The sequence below is a fragment of the Thiocapsa sp. genome, assembly GCF_011390875.1.
Taxonomy (GTDB): Bacteria; Pseudomonadota; Gammaproteobacteria; order Chromatiales; family Chromatiaceae; genus Thiocapsa.
This window is the reverse complement of record NZ_JAABRP010000027.1, coordinates 1-14,030: the sequence shown is the minus strand read 5'-3', so window position 1 is coordinate 14,030 and position 14,030 is coordinate 1. Positions and strand designations below refer to the sequence as shown.

Annotated in this window: 15 protein-coding genes; 9 read left to right on the top strand and 6 right to left on the bottom strand. The window is 64.1% G+C overall.

Translation table 11 applies throughout. From position 1 onward, the window contains the following. Positions 1-179: 179 nt before the first annotated feature. Positions 180-773 (bottom strand): hypothetical protein, encoded by a 594-nt coding sequence (locus GPT33_RS03545; protein WP_296805901.1) that lies wholly within the window; start codon positions 771-773, stop codon positions 180-182. 69 nt (positions 774-842) lie between these two features. Continuing rightward, positions 843-1,361 carry an FCSD flavin-binding domain-containing protein gene (locus GPT33_RS03540; RefSeq protein WP_296805899.1) on the bottom strand — a complete coding sequence of 173 codons (519 nt, stop codon included), beginning with the start codon at positions 1,359-1,361 and terminating at the stop codon, positions 843-845. Between the two features lie 431 nt (positions 1,362-1,792). On the opposite strand from GPT33_RS03540, the gene GPT33_RS03535 reads away from it, so the two are divergent. Together GPT33_RS03535 and GPT33_RS03530 are read left to right on the top strand one after the other, a co-directional pair. Next, the gene (locus GPT33_RS03535; RefSeq protein WP_296805898.1) at positions 1,793-3,313 is read left to right on the top strand and encodes a multiheme c-type cytochrome; all 1,521 of its coding nucleotides are present in this window, start codon (positions 1,793-1,795) and stop codon (positions 3,311-3,313) included. Positions 3,314-3,590: 277 nt separating this feature from the next. Then, positions 3,591-4,052: a tetratricopeptide repeat protein gene (locus GPT33_RS03530; RefSeq protein WP_296805897.1), complete on the top strand. Its 462-nt coding sequence runs from the start codon at positions 3,591-3,593 to the stop codon at positions 4,050-4,052. A 111-nt stretch (positions 4,053-4,163) separates the two neighbouring features. Here the strand turns inward: GPT33_RS03530 and GPT33_RS03525 are convergent, their stop codons facing one another. Then, positions 4,164-6,515 (bottom strand): response regulator, encoded by a 2,352-nt coding sequence (locus GPT33_RS03525; RefSeq protein WP_296805896.1) that lies wholly within the window; start codon positions 6,513-6,515, stop codon positions 4,164-4,166. Positions 6,516-6,855: 340 nt separating this feature from the next. Here GPT33_RS03525 and GPT33_RS03520 point away from each other — a divergent pair, with 340 nt between their 5' ends. The 6 genes from GPT33_RS03520 (at position 6,856) to GPT33_RS03500 (ending at position 11,197) form a co-directional block, all read left to right on the top strand. Further along, positions 6,856-8,298 (top strand): TldD/PmbA family protein, encoded by a 1,443-nt coding sequence (locus tag GPT33_RS03520; protein ID WP_296805895.1) that lies wholly within the window; start codon positions 6,856-6,858, stop codon positions 8,296-8,298. Further along, positions 8,295-9,614 (top strand): metallopeptidase TldD-related protein, encoded by a 1,320-nt coding sequence (locus GPT33_RS03515; RefSeq protein ID WP_296805893.1) that lies wholly within the window; start codon positions 8,295-8,297, stop codon positions 9,612-9,614. The genes GPT33_RS03520 and GPT33_RS03515 overlap by 4 nt, the downstream gene beginning before the upstream one ends. A 108-nt stretch (positions 9,615-9,722) precedes the next feature. Continuing rightward, positions 9,723-9,920: a DUF2281 domain-containing protein gene (locus tag GPT33_RS03510; RefSeq protein ID WP_296805891.1), complete on the top strand. Its 198-nt coding sequence runs from the start codon at positions 9,723-9,725 to the stop codon at positions 9,918-9,920. Next, the gene (locus GPT33_RS18860; protein ID WP_363928979.1) at positions 9,917-10,249 is read left to right on the top strand and encodes a type II toxin-antitoxin system PemK/MazF family toxin; all 333 of its coding nucleotides are present in this window, start codon (positions 9,917-9,919) and stop codon (positions 10,247-10,249) included. The genes GPT33_RS03510 and GPT33_RS18860 overlap by 4 nt, the downstream gene beginning before the upstream one ends. Positions 10,250-10,324: 75 nt before the next feature. Then, positions 10,325-10,525, top strand: a complete 201-nt coding sequence (locus GPT33_RS03505; RefSeq protein WP_296805889.1) for a hypothetical protein — start codon at positions 10,325-10,327, stop codon at positions 10,523-10,525. Between the two features lie 21 nt (positions 10,526-10,546). Continuing rightward, the gene (locus GPT33_RS03500; protein WP_296805887.1) at positions 10,547-11,197 is read left to right on the top strand and encodes a hypothetical protein; all 651 of its coding nucleotides are present in this window, start codon (positions 10,547-10,549) and stop codon (positions 11,195-11,197) included. Between the two features lie 129 nt (positions 11,198-11,326). Here the strand turns inward: GPT33_RS03500 and GPT33_RS03495 are convergent, their stop codons facing one another. The 3 genes from GPT33_RS03495 to GPT33_RS03485 all read right to left on the bottom strand — a co-directional run bounded on the left by GPT33_RS03495 (position 11,327) and on the right by GPT33_RS03485 (position 12,611). Beyond that, complete coding sequence (locus GPT33_RS03495) at positions 11,327-11,812, bottom strand: transposase (RefSeq protein ID WP_296805886.1); 486 nt, start codon at positions 11,810-11,812, stop codon at positions 11,327-11,329. Positions 11,813-11,993: 181 nt separating this feature from the next. Continuing rightward, positions 11,994-12,401, bottom strand: coding sequence for a type II toxin-antitoxin system HicB family antitoxin (locus GPT33_RS03490; RefSeq protein ID WP_296805881.1), 408 nt, complete (start codon positions 12,399-12,401; stop codon positions 11,994-11,996). Between the two features lie 3 nt (positions 12,402-12,404). Beyond that, complete coding sequence (locus GPT33_RS03485) at positions 12,405-12,611, bottom strand: type II toxin-antitoxin system HicA family toxin (protein ID WP_363928978.1); 207 nt, start codon at positions 12,609-12,611, stop codon at positions 12,405-12,407. Positions 12,612-13,016: 405 nt separating this feature from the next. Here GPT33_RS03485 and gdhA point away from each other — a divergent pair. Beyond that, a partial coding sequence (gdhA, locus tag GPT33_RS03480; RefSeq protein ID WP_296805880.1) for an NADP-specific glutamate dehydrogenase occupies positions 13,017-14,030 on the top strand: 1,014 nt, incomplete at its 3' end.

Below are 14,030 nucleotides of genomic sequence, written 5' to 3'. Positions count from 1 at the left end.
AGTTCACCGGCCTCGGTGGAGACGCGGTTTAAGATTTTATTTTTTTAATACTCTAAACCGCGCCGGCTCCGACAGTTGTCGGAGCCGGCGCGGCCAAGCCAATCAAACGAACGACGCATACCGCACCGGGCGCGGTTTAGGCCGGTTGCCGCGCCGCGTTGTCCCGATCCTGGGCTTGCTCACTCCCGACGCATGCCGACCGACAGGCCGCTGATCGCCCCGGCCTGCTCGATCGGGACGTATGCCTCAAGGTGAAGGATGGCGCCCGGCTCGAGCCGGGGCCCTCGGGCCAGGCGAAAGACGAGGCTCTCGCTTGCGGTGCCGTCCGCAAGCCCGATTCGGGCGACGACGGGTACCTCTGCACCGATCGCCACCTGCCAGGGGAGCGGATCTGGAATCGGCTCCACGACCTTGAGCAGGATGTCGAAGCGCCCGGATCCTCGATCGAAGCTCTGGTGCGTCACGTTGAACGGACTCCGGCTCAGTGCGGCATCGAAGGTCCAGTGGATGTCTCCGGTCTTGGATGTCGACGGCGTCGACGCCCCCGAGTTCGGCGCGGATTCCAGGCGTTCAAGACGCCGGACCAGATCCTCGACACGCTGCTCCACCGCTTGAAGACGGGATGCGTCGACCTGTGGTGCCGCCGCCGGGTCAACCTCCGCCCGAGCGCTCGGCTGGGCATTCGCCACCGTCGACGGCCCGATCAGTGCGAGTCCGATCAGGCCGAGCAGGGAAAAGTGGAGCGTCGCGTGGCTTGGGTGTGCTGGAGTCATGATGTTCCCCCGTGCTGTCGGATCACTTAAACCGCGCCCGGTGCGGAATGCGTCGTTTGTTGGCGCGGTTTAGGTGAACATATCCGAGGTGATGTTGCGGAACCAGTCCAGCGCGAACTGTTGCTCGAGCGTGCGCGTTCGGGCATCCGCGTCGGCCGGCGAGACCCCGCCCGCGCCGGGAATGTCCACGATCCGCCCGTCTTCGAGCCGATAGACACCCGCGACCGAGATGCCGTGCTCGGGGGCGATGATGCTGTAGCAGGTGTTGACGTAGGATGGCGCGGGTGCGGCTTCGCCGTTGATCGCGGCGACGACATCGCCGTAGCCCTGCATGATGCGACCCATGATGGTCGATGGTCGCCGACCGGTCTTGTAGTCGGTGAGCACCTCGACGAGATAGCCCTTGTCCATCCCGCCGATGATCGGCATCACCTCCCCGGCGCTCGCGCCGAGCGTGCCGTGACAGCCGGCGCAGGTGTTGGCGAGCATGCTCTCGGAGCGGACCTCCTCGGCATGGAGCGGCAGGCTCGGGAACGTCCCGATCAGGAACCCGACGCACATGGCGCGGCTCCAAGTGGATCTTCGCATGGCACTCTCTCCTTTGGGTCGACAGGCCTCCGGGTTGCGACCGTCTGCAGGGTTGCGACCGGAGGATCATTGTTGTTTTCGCGGCACCTTGTACGACTCCCGAGGGCTTGGCCTTGATTCAAGTCAAGGCGGATCGGTTGGTCCCGGCATCCGGCATCGGTCGCGCGGTGGCGGTCTCTCCAGGGAAAGTCCGATCAAAGGCAGGGGAATTGACGAAGATCAATCATCCGTCATCCGCCGGCGAAATTTGACTTGCATCAAGGCCGCCCGGGGATCCCCTCGGCATCGTCCGGGTCGATAGGGAGGATCGGTAAGGCCGATGAGCGCCTGGGGTTTCTCGGCGTGTCGGTCGATCGGGCGAGTGTCGTCAACGCGAGACCTCGCCGACTGCCCCTGGGACGGGATCCATAACAAAGAATCCGGAGTGCACTATGAAGCAACATCCTCGCGGACCGAGTCCCGCGGGCCCCGGTCGGGTCGACCTCACCCGATTGGGTCTCGCCATCGGGCTTCTTGCCCTCGCAACGACGGTCGATGCCGCGCGTCCAACCGGACAGGCGGGGGTCGATTGGGGCGATCCACGCGGTGAGGAGTGTGTGGATTGTCATATGACCGAGAACCCCGGTCTCTATTGGGAGTGGAACCACAGCGCGCACGGTCAGGCCGGCGTGAACTGTCTCGACTGCCATCAGCGTGATGAGGGGGCGGTCGATGCCTTCAAACACGAGGGTGAATTCATCTCCATCGTGGTGACACCCAAGAATTGCTCGACCTGCCATCAGACCGAGTTCGAGGAGATGGACGGCTCCCATCACGCCAAGGCCGGTCAGATCCTGGGCTCCCTGGATAACCTGCTCGGCGAGGTCATCGGCGGTCCGGCCGCGGTCAACGCCGGCTGCAAGCAGTGTCACGGCGGCGAGTTGGAGTTCTACACCGAAGGTAAGAACAAGGGTCGCCCGACACCCGGGACCTGGCCCAACACCGGCATCGGCCGGATCAACCCGGACGGCAGCCTCGGCTCCTGCACGGCCTGTCATGGTCGGCATCGCTTCTCGCGGGCCCAAGCGCGCACGCCCGATACCTGCGGAAAATGCCATGTCGGACCGGATCATCCTCAGATCGAGGTCTACAACGAATCCAAGCACGGCATCATCTACCGCGCCAAGGTCGACGAGATGAACCTCGACTCGCGTAAATGGGTCGCGGGTGTGGACTACTCGGCCGCACCCACGTGCGCGACCTGCCACATGAGCGCCGGACCCGGGATCGGGGCAACGCACAATGTCGGCGAGCGCATCTCCTGGACCCTGCGTCCGCCGATCTCGACCAAGATCAACCTGGTCAAGCTCGAAAACGGCCAAGAGTTCGACGTGCCCGAAGGGCAAGAGATTCCCGCGGTCGGAGACGCGGCCAAAGGATCGACCGTGGTCGAGGTGCTGACTTGGAAGGATCGTCGCGCCAAGATGGAAAAGGTCTGCTTCGGATGCCATGCCGAGAGCGTGATTACGGGTCACTACAAGCAGTTCGACGACGTGGTCGACCTCTACAACGACAAATTTGCCAAGCCGATCGCTGCCATGATGGATCGACTCAAGGACGGCGGCTACATCTCGCCGGCCCCCTTCGACGAGAAGATCGAGTGGACCTGGTGGGAGATTTGGCACCACGAAGGGCGTCGCGCCCGTCACGGTGCCTCCATGAGCGGCCCGGACTATACCTGGTGGCACGGCATGTACGAGGTCGCCCAGCACACCTACTTCAAATGGATTCCGGAGCTCAAGGAGGTGGTGGTCAAGAAGGACGGCAACGACGAGTTTGCGGTCGCGCTGTTGGAGGAATACTTCAAGCCCATCGACGGGCATGACTGGTACTTCAACGGCATGAGCAAGGATCAGCTCGAGGTGGTGCGCAAGGGCTTCGAGGCCCGCTACGGTGAGGGGTCCTTGAAGTAGGGCTCCGAGCGCTCGGAGGACTCGGAGGACTCGGGCCAGACGGCCCGGGTCCGCCGCTTTAATCAAGCAGCCGGTACGCTAAACCGCGCCTAGTGCGGTATGGAATGTTTTTGGGTGGGATCGGCCCCGGCGGATTTCACGACTGCTGGAGCCGGCGCGGTTTAAATCCCAAAATCGTTTGATAGCTGATAGCTGATAGCCGATAGCCGACAGCTCCTTCCAGGCCCAACCCTCCGCTCCCCACTCCCCGGAGCGCCCAGCACCCGAGAGTCCCTCTATGCGTACGACTCCGATCGTCTTCCTTGCCCTGTTGCTGGCCTCGACAGCGACATTTGGCGCCGATGCCGATTCATTGATCCGAGACGGCGAGGCGAAGATCCAAGCCGGCGAGCTCGATGCCGCCGTCACCGTTCTGCGCGAAGCCGTCGCGACCGAGCCGGGCTCGGCCTTGGCTCGACTGCGTCTCGGCGGGGCGCTCCTGATGACCCAGGACTATTCCGGTGCCATCGAGCAGTTCCGAGAGACCGTGAGACTGGACCCGAACAACGCGAACGCCTTCGTCGGGATGTCCGTGGCCTATCTCCACAGCGCGCGTTACGACCTCGCTCGTGCCTCACTGGACGAGGCGATCCGGATCGATCCGGACAAGCGCGAGGAGGCGGACCCGTTGCTGGCCTATATCGACAGGGCGTCTGCCCGCACGGAGCCCGCATCGGGCGAGCCGCATCCGCAGCATTGACCTCTTGGCGTTCGGCCGTCCCTCGGATGGATTCGACAAGCGCATCCGTCCTCGGGCCGAACGCGGGGCAGTGATCTCGCAGGACAGCTGAATCGGGCGTGAGCAGTCGCGTTACGCGGGACGCGAAGCAAGCTGTTGCGGAGCGCTTGCGCCCGAGGGAAGGTGACCGATCGGTCCGATCACATGGCCCGGTAGCCAGCGCAGCAAGACGGCCTCGAGCTCGGCGATCTGTGCGGGCTTGGAGATGAAGTCGTCCATTCCGGCGCTGAAGCAGTCCTCGCGATCACGCTCGGAGACACCGGCGGTCATGGCGACGATAGGGATATGCTCGCCGTCGCCGCGGGCATGCTCGGCCGCTCGGATATGGCGCGCCGCCTCGTGTCCGCTGAGCTTCGGCATCTGAATGTCCATGAGGATCAGATCGAACCGCTCTTGCGCGAGGGCGTCGATCGCCGCCTGACCGTCGGGTGCGATTCCGGGCTCGATGCCGAAACGGCGCAGCATCATGGTGACGACCTTCTGATTGACGGCATTGTCCTCGGCAACCAGAACCCGTGCGTCGAAACGCCGTGTGGGACGCTTCGCGGGGACGGGTACGATGCCGGCATCCGGTCTCGACATGCCCAAGACCTTGGCGGCTGCATCGTGCAGCAGGATCTCGCGGACCGGTTTGAGGAGCGTCACCTCGATCCCGACTCGACGCGCTTCGGGCCCGGGATAACCGAGCGAGCTGAGCATGATCAGTCGGGTCGCGCCGAATGCATTGTCGCCCTTGATCCGATGCGCGAGCTCGATCCCGTCCATGCCCGGCATCTGCATGTCCAGGATCGCCAGGTCGAACGGCTGATCCTGCTCGAGCGCTCGCTGTAACGCCTTCAATGCCTGCTGTCCGTCTTCCGCGCATTCGGTCCGTGCGCCCCAGCGTGCAAGATGGTTTTCCAGGATCAACCGGTTGGTGGCGTTGTCGTCGACGATGAGCGTGCGGATGCCGTTGAGGTCGGTCTCCTCGCAGACAGGAGTCGACGGCGTCGTCTTCAGGCGCAGTGTGAACCAGAACCGCGACCCGACGCCCGGCGTGCTTTCCACGCCGATGTCGCCGCCCATCAGCACGGCAAGGCGTTTGGAGATGACCAGACCCAGTCCGGTGCCGCCGAATCGGCGCGTCGTGGATGCGTCAGCTTGGGTGAAGGGACGAAACAGGGTTGCGACGGTCTGCGGATCGATCCCGATCCCGGTGTCCGAGACCTCGAATCGAACCTCCCAGCCGTCCTCGGTCTTTCGATCCAAGCCGACACGCACCACCACCTCGCCGCTGTCGGTGAACTTCACGGCATTCCCCATCAGATTCATGAGGATCTGTCGGATCCGATAGGGATCGCCCATCAGCAGTCGGGGCACGTCCGGGTGAACGAAGCTCGCGACTTCGATCGGTCGCGCACGCACGCCCGAGGCGACCAAGCCGGTGATCTCCTCCACGGTGTTGCGCAGATCAAGCTCGATCTCCTGCAGATCGAGCTTGCCGGCTTCGATCTTGGAGAAATCCAGGATGTCGTTGATGACCGTGAGCAGCAGGCCGCCGGACTTCTCGGCAGTGGTGATGAAATCCTGCTGTTGGCGAGTGAGTTGACTGTCGCGCAGCAGCTCGAGCATGCCCAAGACGCCGTTCATTGGCGTGCGGATCTCGTGGCTCATCATCGCCAGGAACTCGCTCTTTGCCCGGTCTGCCGACATCGCCTCGTCGCGCGCGCGGGCCAGCGCGTCCATTTGCCGTCGGGTCTGGGTGAGATCGCGCACGATCGCGGTAAAGACGCTGCTGATGCCGACATCGACCCGGCTCATCGCCAGGTAGAGCGGGAAGCTTGTCGCGTCCTTGCGCAGCCCCTCGAGCTCGCGGATTTCGGTCAGGGCGTCGGCGTCGCCGAGCGTGCGCGCGTCGCGCATCCGCTCTTCATACTCCCGGCGATAGGGCTCGGCGAAGAGGATCGACATGGGTTTGTCGCGAATTTCGGCGGTGTCGTATCCGAACATGCGTTCGGCGACGCGGTTCATGGCAACAAGTCGGCCGGCCCCATCGATATGAACGGCACCATCGGCCATGTTGTCGACGATCGCCCGATTGCGCGCTCGGCTTTCGGCCAAAAACGCGATCTCGCGTCCTGCCGCTCGGCTTCTCAGGATCCACCAAAGGATCGAGCCCGCCGCTGAGAGGGCGACCGTGCCGAGCACGAAAGCGGTCTGCGTCGGCAGGTCCGTTCGAACGAACTCGGACCAGAGTTCCGGACTCAACCCGAGCGCACGCGCCTGTGCGTTCAAGTCCCACAAGAAGACGCCGACGCTCGTCAGCGTCGCGCCGCCGATCAGGGCGAGTCCAGATGCACCGAATCGAGCGCCGTGATGCGTGTCCGGACCTTGTCTCGGATCGGCGGAGCCTTGATCGGATCGCCGACGATTGAATTGAGTCATCATCCTCGACAGGGCAGTTGACGTGAAAAACCGGTTGGCGTGCCCGATTGGTGCGGGACAGACGCCCAAGACATCGGGCTCCGCCCGAAATACTATTCCCTGCACGTCTTGGCCGGCGGAAACCCCCGATCCTGTCGTCGCGTCCCGGCGTCTCCTCATGCTGCCGTGCGGATGTTATCACCATCGGATCGAGGTGCACCGCAGCGCCGTTGAGTCGGGCTGCGGTGCACCTGCCCGACAGGCGGTAAAGCGCCCGGGGAGCGCTCGGTGCACGGTTGACAGCGGGAGCGCCGCTCGACCAGAGTGCCGTTATTCGATTCTGAAACGACAGGATCTCCGTATGCAGCACCTTTGCGACATTGCCGATCTTTTCCTGAGCCGGGCACCGGCCTGTGACTACTGGACATTGCGTCTGGTCGAGGAAGAGCACGATCATCTGGAAGTCCGCCAAGGCGTGGTCGAGCCGAGTCGGCTGACGTACAGCTCGGGCGCCATGGTGACCCTCGTCAAGGACGGCGGTATCGGCTACGGCGCGACCAGCGATCTGAGCGCCGCCGGGCTGCGCGCTGCGGCCGAGCGGGCTGCGGGCTGGGCCCGGGTGCATGCGCGGCTCGGACTCTTCGAGGCGGGTATCTATCCGCGCAGCAGCACCCGCGCGGACTACCGCACGCCGATCGAGGAACCCTGGTCGACCTTGCCGATCGGCGAGAAGCTCGACATTCTTCAGGCCGCCAACGACGCCTTGGCGATCGACGATCGCATCGTCGATTGGTCCGCCTGGCTGGCGCGCCGTCGGGTCTCGCAGCTCCTGATCACGAGCGACGGGGGGCGTGTCTCCCAGGTACTGGACTATGTGCATCCGGGCCTCGTCGCGGTCGCCAACGAAGGGAGCCAGACGCAGCGTAGGCACGGAGGCGGCTCCGACGGCTCGCAGCAGGGCGGTCTGGAGCGGATTGTCGCCGTGCGTCTGCTCGAAGATGCCCCGCGGGTCGCCGAGGAGGCGCTCGCCCTCCTGGGCGCCCCCGAATGTCCGGCGGACACGCGGGACCTTGTCCTGCTGCCGAGCCAGATGGTGCTGCAGATCCACGAGAGCATCGGCCATCCCTTGGAGCTCGACCGCATCTTGGGCGACGAGCGCAACTATGCCGGCACCAGCTTCGTCACGCCCGGCATGTTCGGCCGCTACCGCTACGGCTCGGAACTGCTGAACGTCACCTTCGATCCGACCGTGCCCATGGAGCTGGTCTCGGGTGTCGCCGACGACGAAGGCGCGCCCGCCGTACGTGAATATCTCATCCGACGCGGCATCCTGGAGCGCCCGCTCGGGGGATCCTTGTCTCAAGCGCGCGCCGGTTTGCCCGGGACGGCCAATACCCGAGCCAGCAGCTGGGATCGACCGCCGATCGATCGCATGGGCAACATCAACCTGGAGCCGGGTGAGGGTGGTCTCACCGATCTGATCGCGCAGGTGGAGCGGGGTGTGCTGATGGACACCAACCGCTCCTGGTCGATCGACGACAGCCGCAACAAGTTCCAGTTCGGCTGCGAGCTGGGTCGGCTGATCGAGGACGGCGAGCTGAAGGGGCTGGTGCGCAACCCCGGCTATCGCGGCATCTCCGCGAGCTTCTGGCGCAGCCTCGATGGCGTCGGCGGCCCGGAGAGCCTGGAGATCCGCGGGGTGTGCAACTGCGGCAAAGGCGAGCCGAATCAATCGGTCTACGTCGGTCATGCCACGCCGCCGTGTCTGTTTCGGGACGTCGCGGTCTTCGGAGGTGGCGAATGAACGCCGATGCATTTTTCGCCTTGGCCGATCATCTGAACGCCGAGCTGCACGGCGCCGAGATCCTCTTTTCCAACCTCTCCAACGAGTCGTCCGACTTCGTGCGACTCAATCGCAACCGGGTCCGTCAGGCCGGTCATGTTGGCTCGACCGCCTTGGGCTTGACCCTCATCGAAGGCTCCCGACAGGTCGAGGGCGGCTGTGATTTAAGCGGCGATCCGACCGAGGATCAGGCCCGCGCGCGGCGTCTGCTCGCCCGTCTGCGCGAGCGCTTGGCGCACGTGCCGGACGATCCCTATCTCAGCTATTCAGCCGAGCCGTCGGAGAGCGACCATCGCGGCGACGCACGAGTCCCGCCCGCCGCCGAGGCGATCGGCGAGCTCATCGCGTCCGCCGACGAAATGGACCTGGTCGGGATCTGGGCGAGCGGCGAGATCGCCGAGGGGCTCGCAAGCTCGATCGGGCACCGCCACTGGCACGCGAGTGCCAGCTTCAATCTGGACTGGAGTGGTTATCTGGAGGCGGATAAAGCGGTCAAATCGGCCTACAGCGGGTTCGACTGGGATCCGGCGATCCTGCGCGGCAAGCTCGAGACGATGCGCGAGGGGCTGCACATCATGTCCCGCCCGGCACGCATCCTGGAGCCGGGCCGCTACCGCGCCTATCTGGCGCCGAGTGCCGTCGAGGAGCTAATGGGCATGCTCTGTTGGAGCGGTTTCGATCTCAAGAGCCACCGTACCCATCAGACCCCGCTGCTTAAGATGGTGCGCGGCGAGCGCAGCTTCGATCCGCGCATCGGGATCCACGAAGCGCACGACCGCGGGCTTGCACCCCGCTTCACGCCCGAGGGCTTTCCGACGCCGCCGCGCGTTGCTCTGGTGGAAGGCGGTCGTTTTGCCGGCTGCCTGGTCGACGCCCGCTCGGGCAAGGAATACGGCGAGCCGGTCAATGCCGCGAGCGATGCGCCCGGATCGCTCGGTCTGGATGCCGGGACGCTGGACGCCGCCGAGGTCCCGGGTCAACTCGATACGGGCTTGTGGATCGGCAACCTCTGGTACTGCAACTGGTCCGATCCCAACGACTGCCGCGTCACCGGCATGACCCGCTTCGGCACCTACTGGGTCGAGTCCGGCGAGATCGTCGCCCCGGTGAAGGTCATGCGCTTCGACGACAGCCTCTACCATCTGCTCGGCGATCGTTTAGAGGGACTGACGCGCGAGCGCGAGCTGCTCCTCTCCGCCGAGACCTACGACGGGCGCTCGACCGATAGCGCACTGCTGCCCGGTCTCCTGGTGTCGGGGATCGATTTGACGCTGTGAGATGGCGACGCCCGAGGTCCGCAACCGTCGGAAGAGCGTCGTCTCAAGAACGCCTTCATATCGGAGTTTTACGATGGGCTATGCCGACCTGATCGAAAAATCAAGTTATTGCCTCGCGACAAGCAAACCGAGGTGTTCGCGTTTGTCGATTCGCTGATGACTCAGCTCGCATCCAGGCCGAATTCGGCTACGGGCGAATGGTCTGAAAAGGAGTTTAAGGACATGTCGATGCAGCAGGCAATGCGCGGGATGTATGAAGATCCGATCAGCTATACCGACAAAGACCTCAAGGAGCGCTGGCAGTGAAGCGCGCCGGCCAGATTGCGTTGACGCCTTCTCCCAACACCGACCTTACGATCTCGAAGCGACGCCCGGTGCTCCTCGTCCGTCAGGCGTCACGTCGGTTCGATGACTGGTTGGTCTGCATGGTTTCTTCGCAGTTGCATCAAGCAGAGCTCGGTCTCGATGAAATCGTTACCGAATCGGATCCTGACTTTGGCGATTCGGGACTAAAAGCGACGAGCGTGCTCCGTCTGTCCAGATTGGCGGTCCTGGACAGCGCTGTTTTGGTCGGGTGCATTGGTTCGATTGGGGAAGACCGACTCGTGCGAATCCGGGACACGCTCGGGAGATGAATCATGGAGAGTGCATGATCCGCGATGGACGGGACCGACCGGTGGCCCGATGCGCTGCCTGAGAGGAACGACGGCATGCCCGATTATCTGAAACCCCTGTTCAACCCCCGCCTGCTCGCCGAGGCACTGCGCGAGCTGCCGCCGTCACCGACCGATGCGCAACGTGCGATCGCCTTGAGCTGGGCGGCCGGTGCGGCGAACGGAAGCCTTCTGGGCAAGCCCGTCTGGGCTGGTTCGGGGCCGCCGTGGATCTCACCCGCGCGGTCCTGGAGCTGAAGGCGCCGGGCGCGGACTTGGATGCCAAGCAGGGCGCCGGCTACGGCAAGCTCACCGGAATCGGTCGAGATTACCAAGCTGAGTCTCTGGCTCAAGACCGCCCGGCGCGACAAGCCGCTCAATAATCTCGACGCCAACATCCGCTGCAGCAACTCGCTCGTCGAGTCGCCCGGCGCCGCGGCTGACACCCCGGCTGATCAGGCGCTTGTCGACGCCTTCGCCGCACTTCCGCCCGATCGCTGCGCCTTCGATTGGCGCGCCGCCTTCCCGACCGAGCTGTCGCTGGAGCACTATGTCCACGAGCATGCCTATCCGGTGCCCTGGAGCCGGTACGACGCCGGTCCCTGGAGTCTGGGATCGCCCGAGGTCGAGACGCTGATGGGACGGCTGCGCGAGCGCGGCGTGCCGCTGGCCGAGTTTGTCGGGTGCAAGCCGATGTTACGATGTCTTCGATGCGCCGAAGATCATCCACACCGACATCTGACCCCGGCCGCGATCGGCGAGCTGACCGATACCCACGCTCGCTATGCCAGCCCCATGCAGCAGGGTGCTGCCGAGATCCGCGCACTCGAACGCCGTCTCTTCGATCTGGTGAATCAAGCCTACCGATTGAGCGAGGAGGACATCGCGCTCATCCGGCGCACCGCACCGCCGCGCATGCCGGGCGACTAACCCCTCGATGCAGTGAACGACGACGGCATTCGCCCGAGTCATGCCGAGAAGCACGATGAGTGTTCGCTCGTGACACCGCTCTGCGGTGTCACGCGTCTATTGGCGCTCCGCGCCCCGTCCGAGAACGGATCACCAATCCCTGAACACCTCAATCAACCCCTCGCGCCCGGCATCGCAGCGCGCGCTCGACCAGCGCCAATGCTCCGGATCATCCACAAAACCCCTCTTTACCGGATTGTTGTGAATGTACTCCAGCTTCTGCCGCAGCATGACGTCCCCCTCGATGCATTCCGGGTGGGATCCCTCTTGCCAGAGCTGATACGAGCGATCACTGCGCCTCGCCTTGAACGTGAACCCCATGCGATCCAGCAGCCGTCTTGCGCCCTTCTCCTCAAGCAAATCAATGAGGTTTCTGGCCGAGTAGGATTTGAAGCGCTTCCACACGTCCGGCAGGTTCGGCGCTTGAGCGACGGCATGCAGGTGGTTTTCCAGTACGACAAAGCCGTAGATGCGAAGCCCGGAATGCTTCTGTAGGTACGACCAAGAGTCGAACACCACTTGCACGGTTTCGGGTCGAGTGAAGATGGGCAGCCATTCGACGACGGTGCACGTCAAGAAATGTGGGTGATCCTGCGAGGCGAAACGGTACCGTGTCCGAGCCATTGGTCTGCCGAGAACGTTGTGTTTCCCTGCACTCTACACGATCTGTTGCTTTATTGTGTACAGTTGCACGTGGCGCGGAGCGCCATGGGATTCGTGACACCGCAGAGCGGTGTCACGAGAATAGGGATTGGTGTCATGAGACGCCCTCCCGCTGCATCGCCTCCCGGGCCGCCTGCGCCAGGAACGCCGAGCGGCTTAAGCGGTGCGCCTTAGCGTGCGCATCGATGCGTGCGAGCAAGCGCCGCGGCACTGTAATGTTGATCTTTTCCGACGGCCCGAAGTAACGCTCCACCGGCACGTCGATCACCACCCAGAGCGCCCCCGCGAGCAGCGGATCGGCCTGGAGCTGCGCCAGCGATCGCGCCGGCGGCAGCGCCTCCCCGTCTTCCAGCAGCAGCTCGACATGGGCGTCGATCGCCGCGTAAGTGCTGCGGACGGCATCGTCCAGCGTCTCCCCCGCCGAGAAACATCCCGGCAGATCGGGTACCGTGACCCCGTAGGCCACGCCGTCGTCGGTGTGCAGGGCCAACGCAAATCGCACGACTCACCTCCAAGGCCAACCGGCCTGACGGTAGATGCTGCGCAAGGTCGGCAGCGGAATCTCGGCTTTTGGATGCGGCACCGTCACCAGGCCGGGCCGTCCGGGACGGCGAAACTGATGGTGCGAGCCCTTCACCCGCACCAACTCCCAGCCGTCTGACTCCAGCGGCTTGATCACGTCGCCGCTCTTCATGGTGTGGAGTCTACCCACCCAATGCCTCGCGTCAATCGCCGGCCCGGACACGGGGTCCGGTGCAAAGCCACCCCGCGGCAGTGCGAGATGACCCTATTCGCGCCTGTTACACGTGCCTCTGCTTCATCTGGGTCGCCCTCCCGTAAATCCTATCGGACGCGTCTCGCCGAAGTGATGCTCGTCGGCCAGCCCGCAACCCTAGCGCCGGCTGCACCGATTCAGGCATCATTGCGGGTCGCCCGGGGTTTGCCGCATGTTGCTCGCGGCCTGCCTGTGGCGCGTTTGACCGGCTGAGTCGGTCTTCAACCGATGCTTGGTGTCGCAGTCGCAACTCAGGGGCGTCTCCGATCCAGGATCCCCATCACTGATGTGAATCGCCTGCCGGTCGATCGACCTGCTGGAGCGGTTTAGGAGACATTCACCATGGTCGCAGGCCTCGACGAGAAGCTGGAGCCGATCTTTCAGGACGTGTTGCGTCGCAATCCGGGCGAGACCGAGTTTCACCAAGCCGTGCGAGAGGTGCTCGAGACCCTCGGTCCGGTGCTGGTCAAGTATCCCGAGCTGGCGGATCAGAAGATCATCCAGCGCATCTGCGAGCCGGAGCGTCAGATCATCTTTCGTGTGCCCTGGCAGGACGACCGTGGCCAGATCCAGATCAACCGCGCCTTTCGGGTCGAGTTTAACAGCGCGCTCGGTCCCTATAAGGGTGGAATGCGGTTCCACCCTTCGGTCTATCTAGGGATCATCAAGTTCCTCGGCTTCGAGCAGATCTTCAAGAACGCGCTGACCGGTCTGCCGATCGGCGGTGGCAAGGGCGGCAGCGACTTCGACCCCAAGGGCAAGTCCGACGCCGAGATCATGCGGTTTTGCCAGAGCCTCATGACGGAGCTCTACCGCCACATCGGCGAGCACACCGACGTACCGGCGGGCGACATCGGTGTCGGCGGGCGCGAGATCGGCTATCTCTTCGGCCAGTACAAGCGCATCACAAACCGCTACGAGTCCGGCGTCCTGACCGGCAAGGGCCTGAATTGGGGCGGAAGTCGCGCGCGCACGGAGGCGACGGGTTACGGGGCGATCTTCTTCCTTGAGGAGATGCTCAAGGTCCGCGGCGACTCGATCGAGGGCAAGACCTGTGTGGTCTCGGGCTCGGGCAACGTCGCCATCTACGCGATCGAGAAGGCGCAGGCGATCGGTGCAAAGGTCATTGCCTGCTCGGACTCCAACGGCGTCGTGGTCGACCATGACGGGATTGATCTGGCCTTGCTCAAGCAGATCAAGGAGGTCGAGCGTCGGCGGCTCAGCGCCTATGTTCAGGAGAAGACTGCCGCGACCTATCTGGAGGACGGCTGTATCTGGAACGTGCCTTGCCAAGTCGCGCTGCCATGCGCCACGCAGAACGAGCTGACCGCGAAGGATGCCCAGATGTTGGTCAAG

Excerpts from the sequence above, each read along its gene's own strand:
- GPT33_RS03545 (WP_296805901.1), bottom strand. The coding sequence starts at position 773 with ATGACTCCAGCACACCCAAGCCACGCGACGCTCCACTTTTCCCTGCTC.
- GPT33_RS03540 (WP_296805899.1), bottom strand. The coding sequence starts at position 1,361 with ATGCGAAGATCCACTTGGAGCCGCGCCATGTGCGTCGGGTTCCTGATC.
- GPT33_RS03535 (WP_296805898.1), top strand. The coding sequence starts at position 1,793 with ATGAAGCAACATCCTCGCGGACCGAGTCCCGCGGGCCCCGGTCGGGTC.
- GPT33_RS03530 (WP_296805897.1), top strand. The coding sequence starts at position 3,591 with ATGCGTACGACTCCGATCGTCTTCCTTGCCCTGTTGCTGGCCTCGACA.
- GPT33_RS03525 (WP_296805896.1), bottom strand. The coding sequence starts at position 6,515 with ATGACTCAATTCAATCGTCGGCGATCCGATCAAGGCTCCGCCGATCCG.
- GPT33_RS03520 (WP_296805895.1), top strand. The coding sequence starts at position 6,856 with ATGCAGCACCTTTGCGACATTGCCGATCTTTTCCTGAGCCGGGCACCG.
- GPT33_RS03515 (WP_296805893.1), top strand. The coding sequence starts at position 8,295 with ATGAACGCCGATGCATTTTTCGCCTTGGCCGATCATCTGAACGCCGAG.
- GPT33_RS03505 (WP_296805889.1), top strand. The coding sequence starts at position 10,325 with ATGCCCGATTATCTGAAACCCCTGTTCAACCCCCGCCTGCTCGCCGAG.
- GPT33_RS03500 (WP_296805887.1), top strand. The coding sequence starts at position 10,547 with ATGCCAAGCAGGGCGCCGGCTACGGCAAGCTCACCGGAATCGGTCGAG.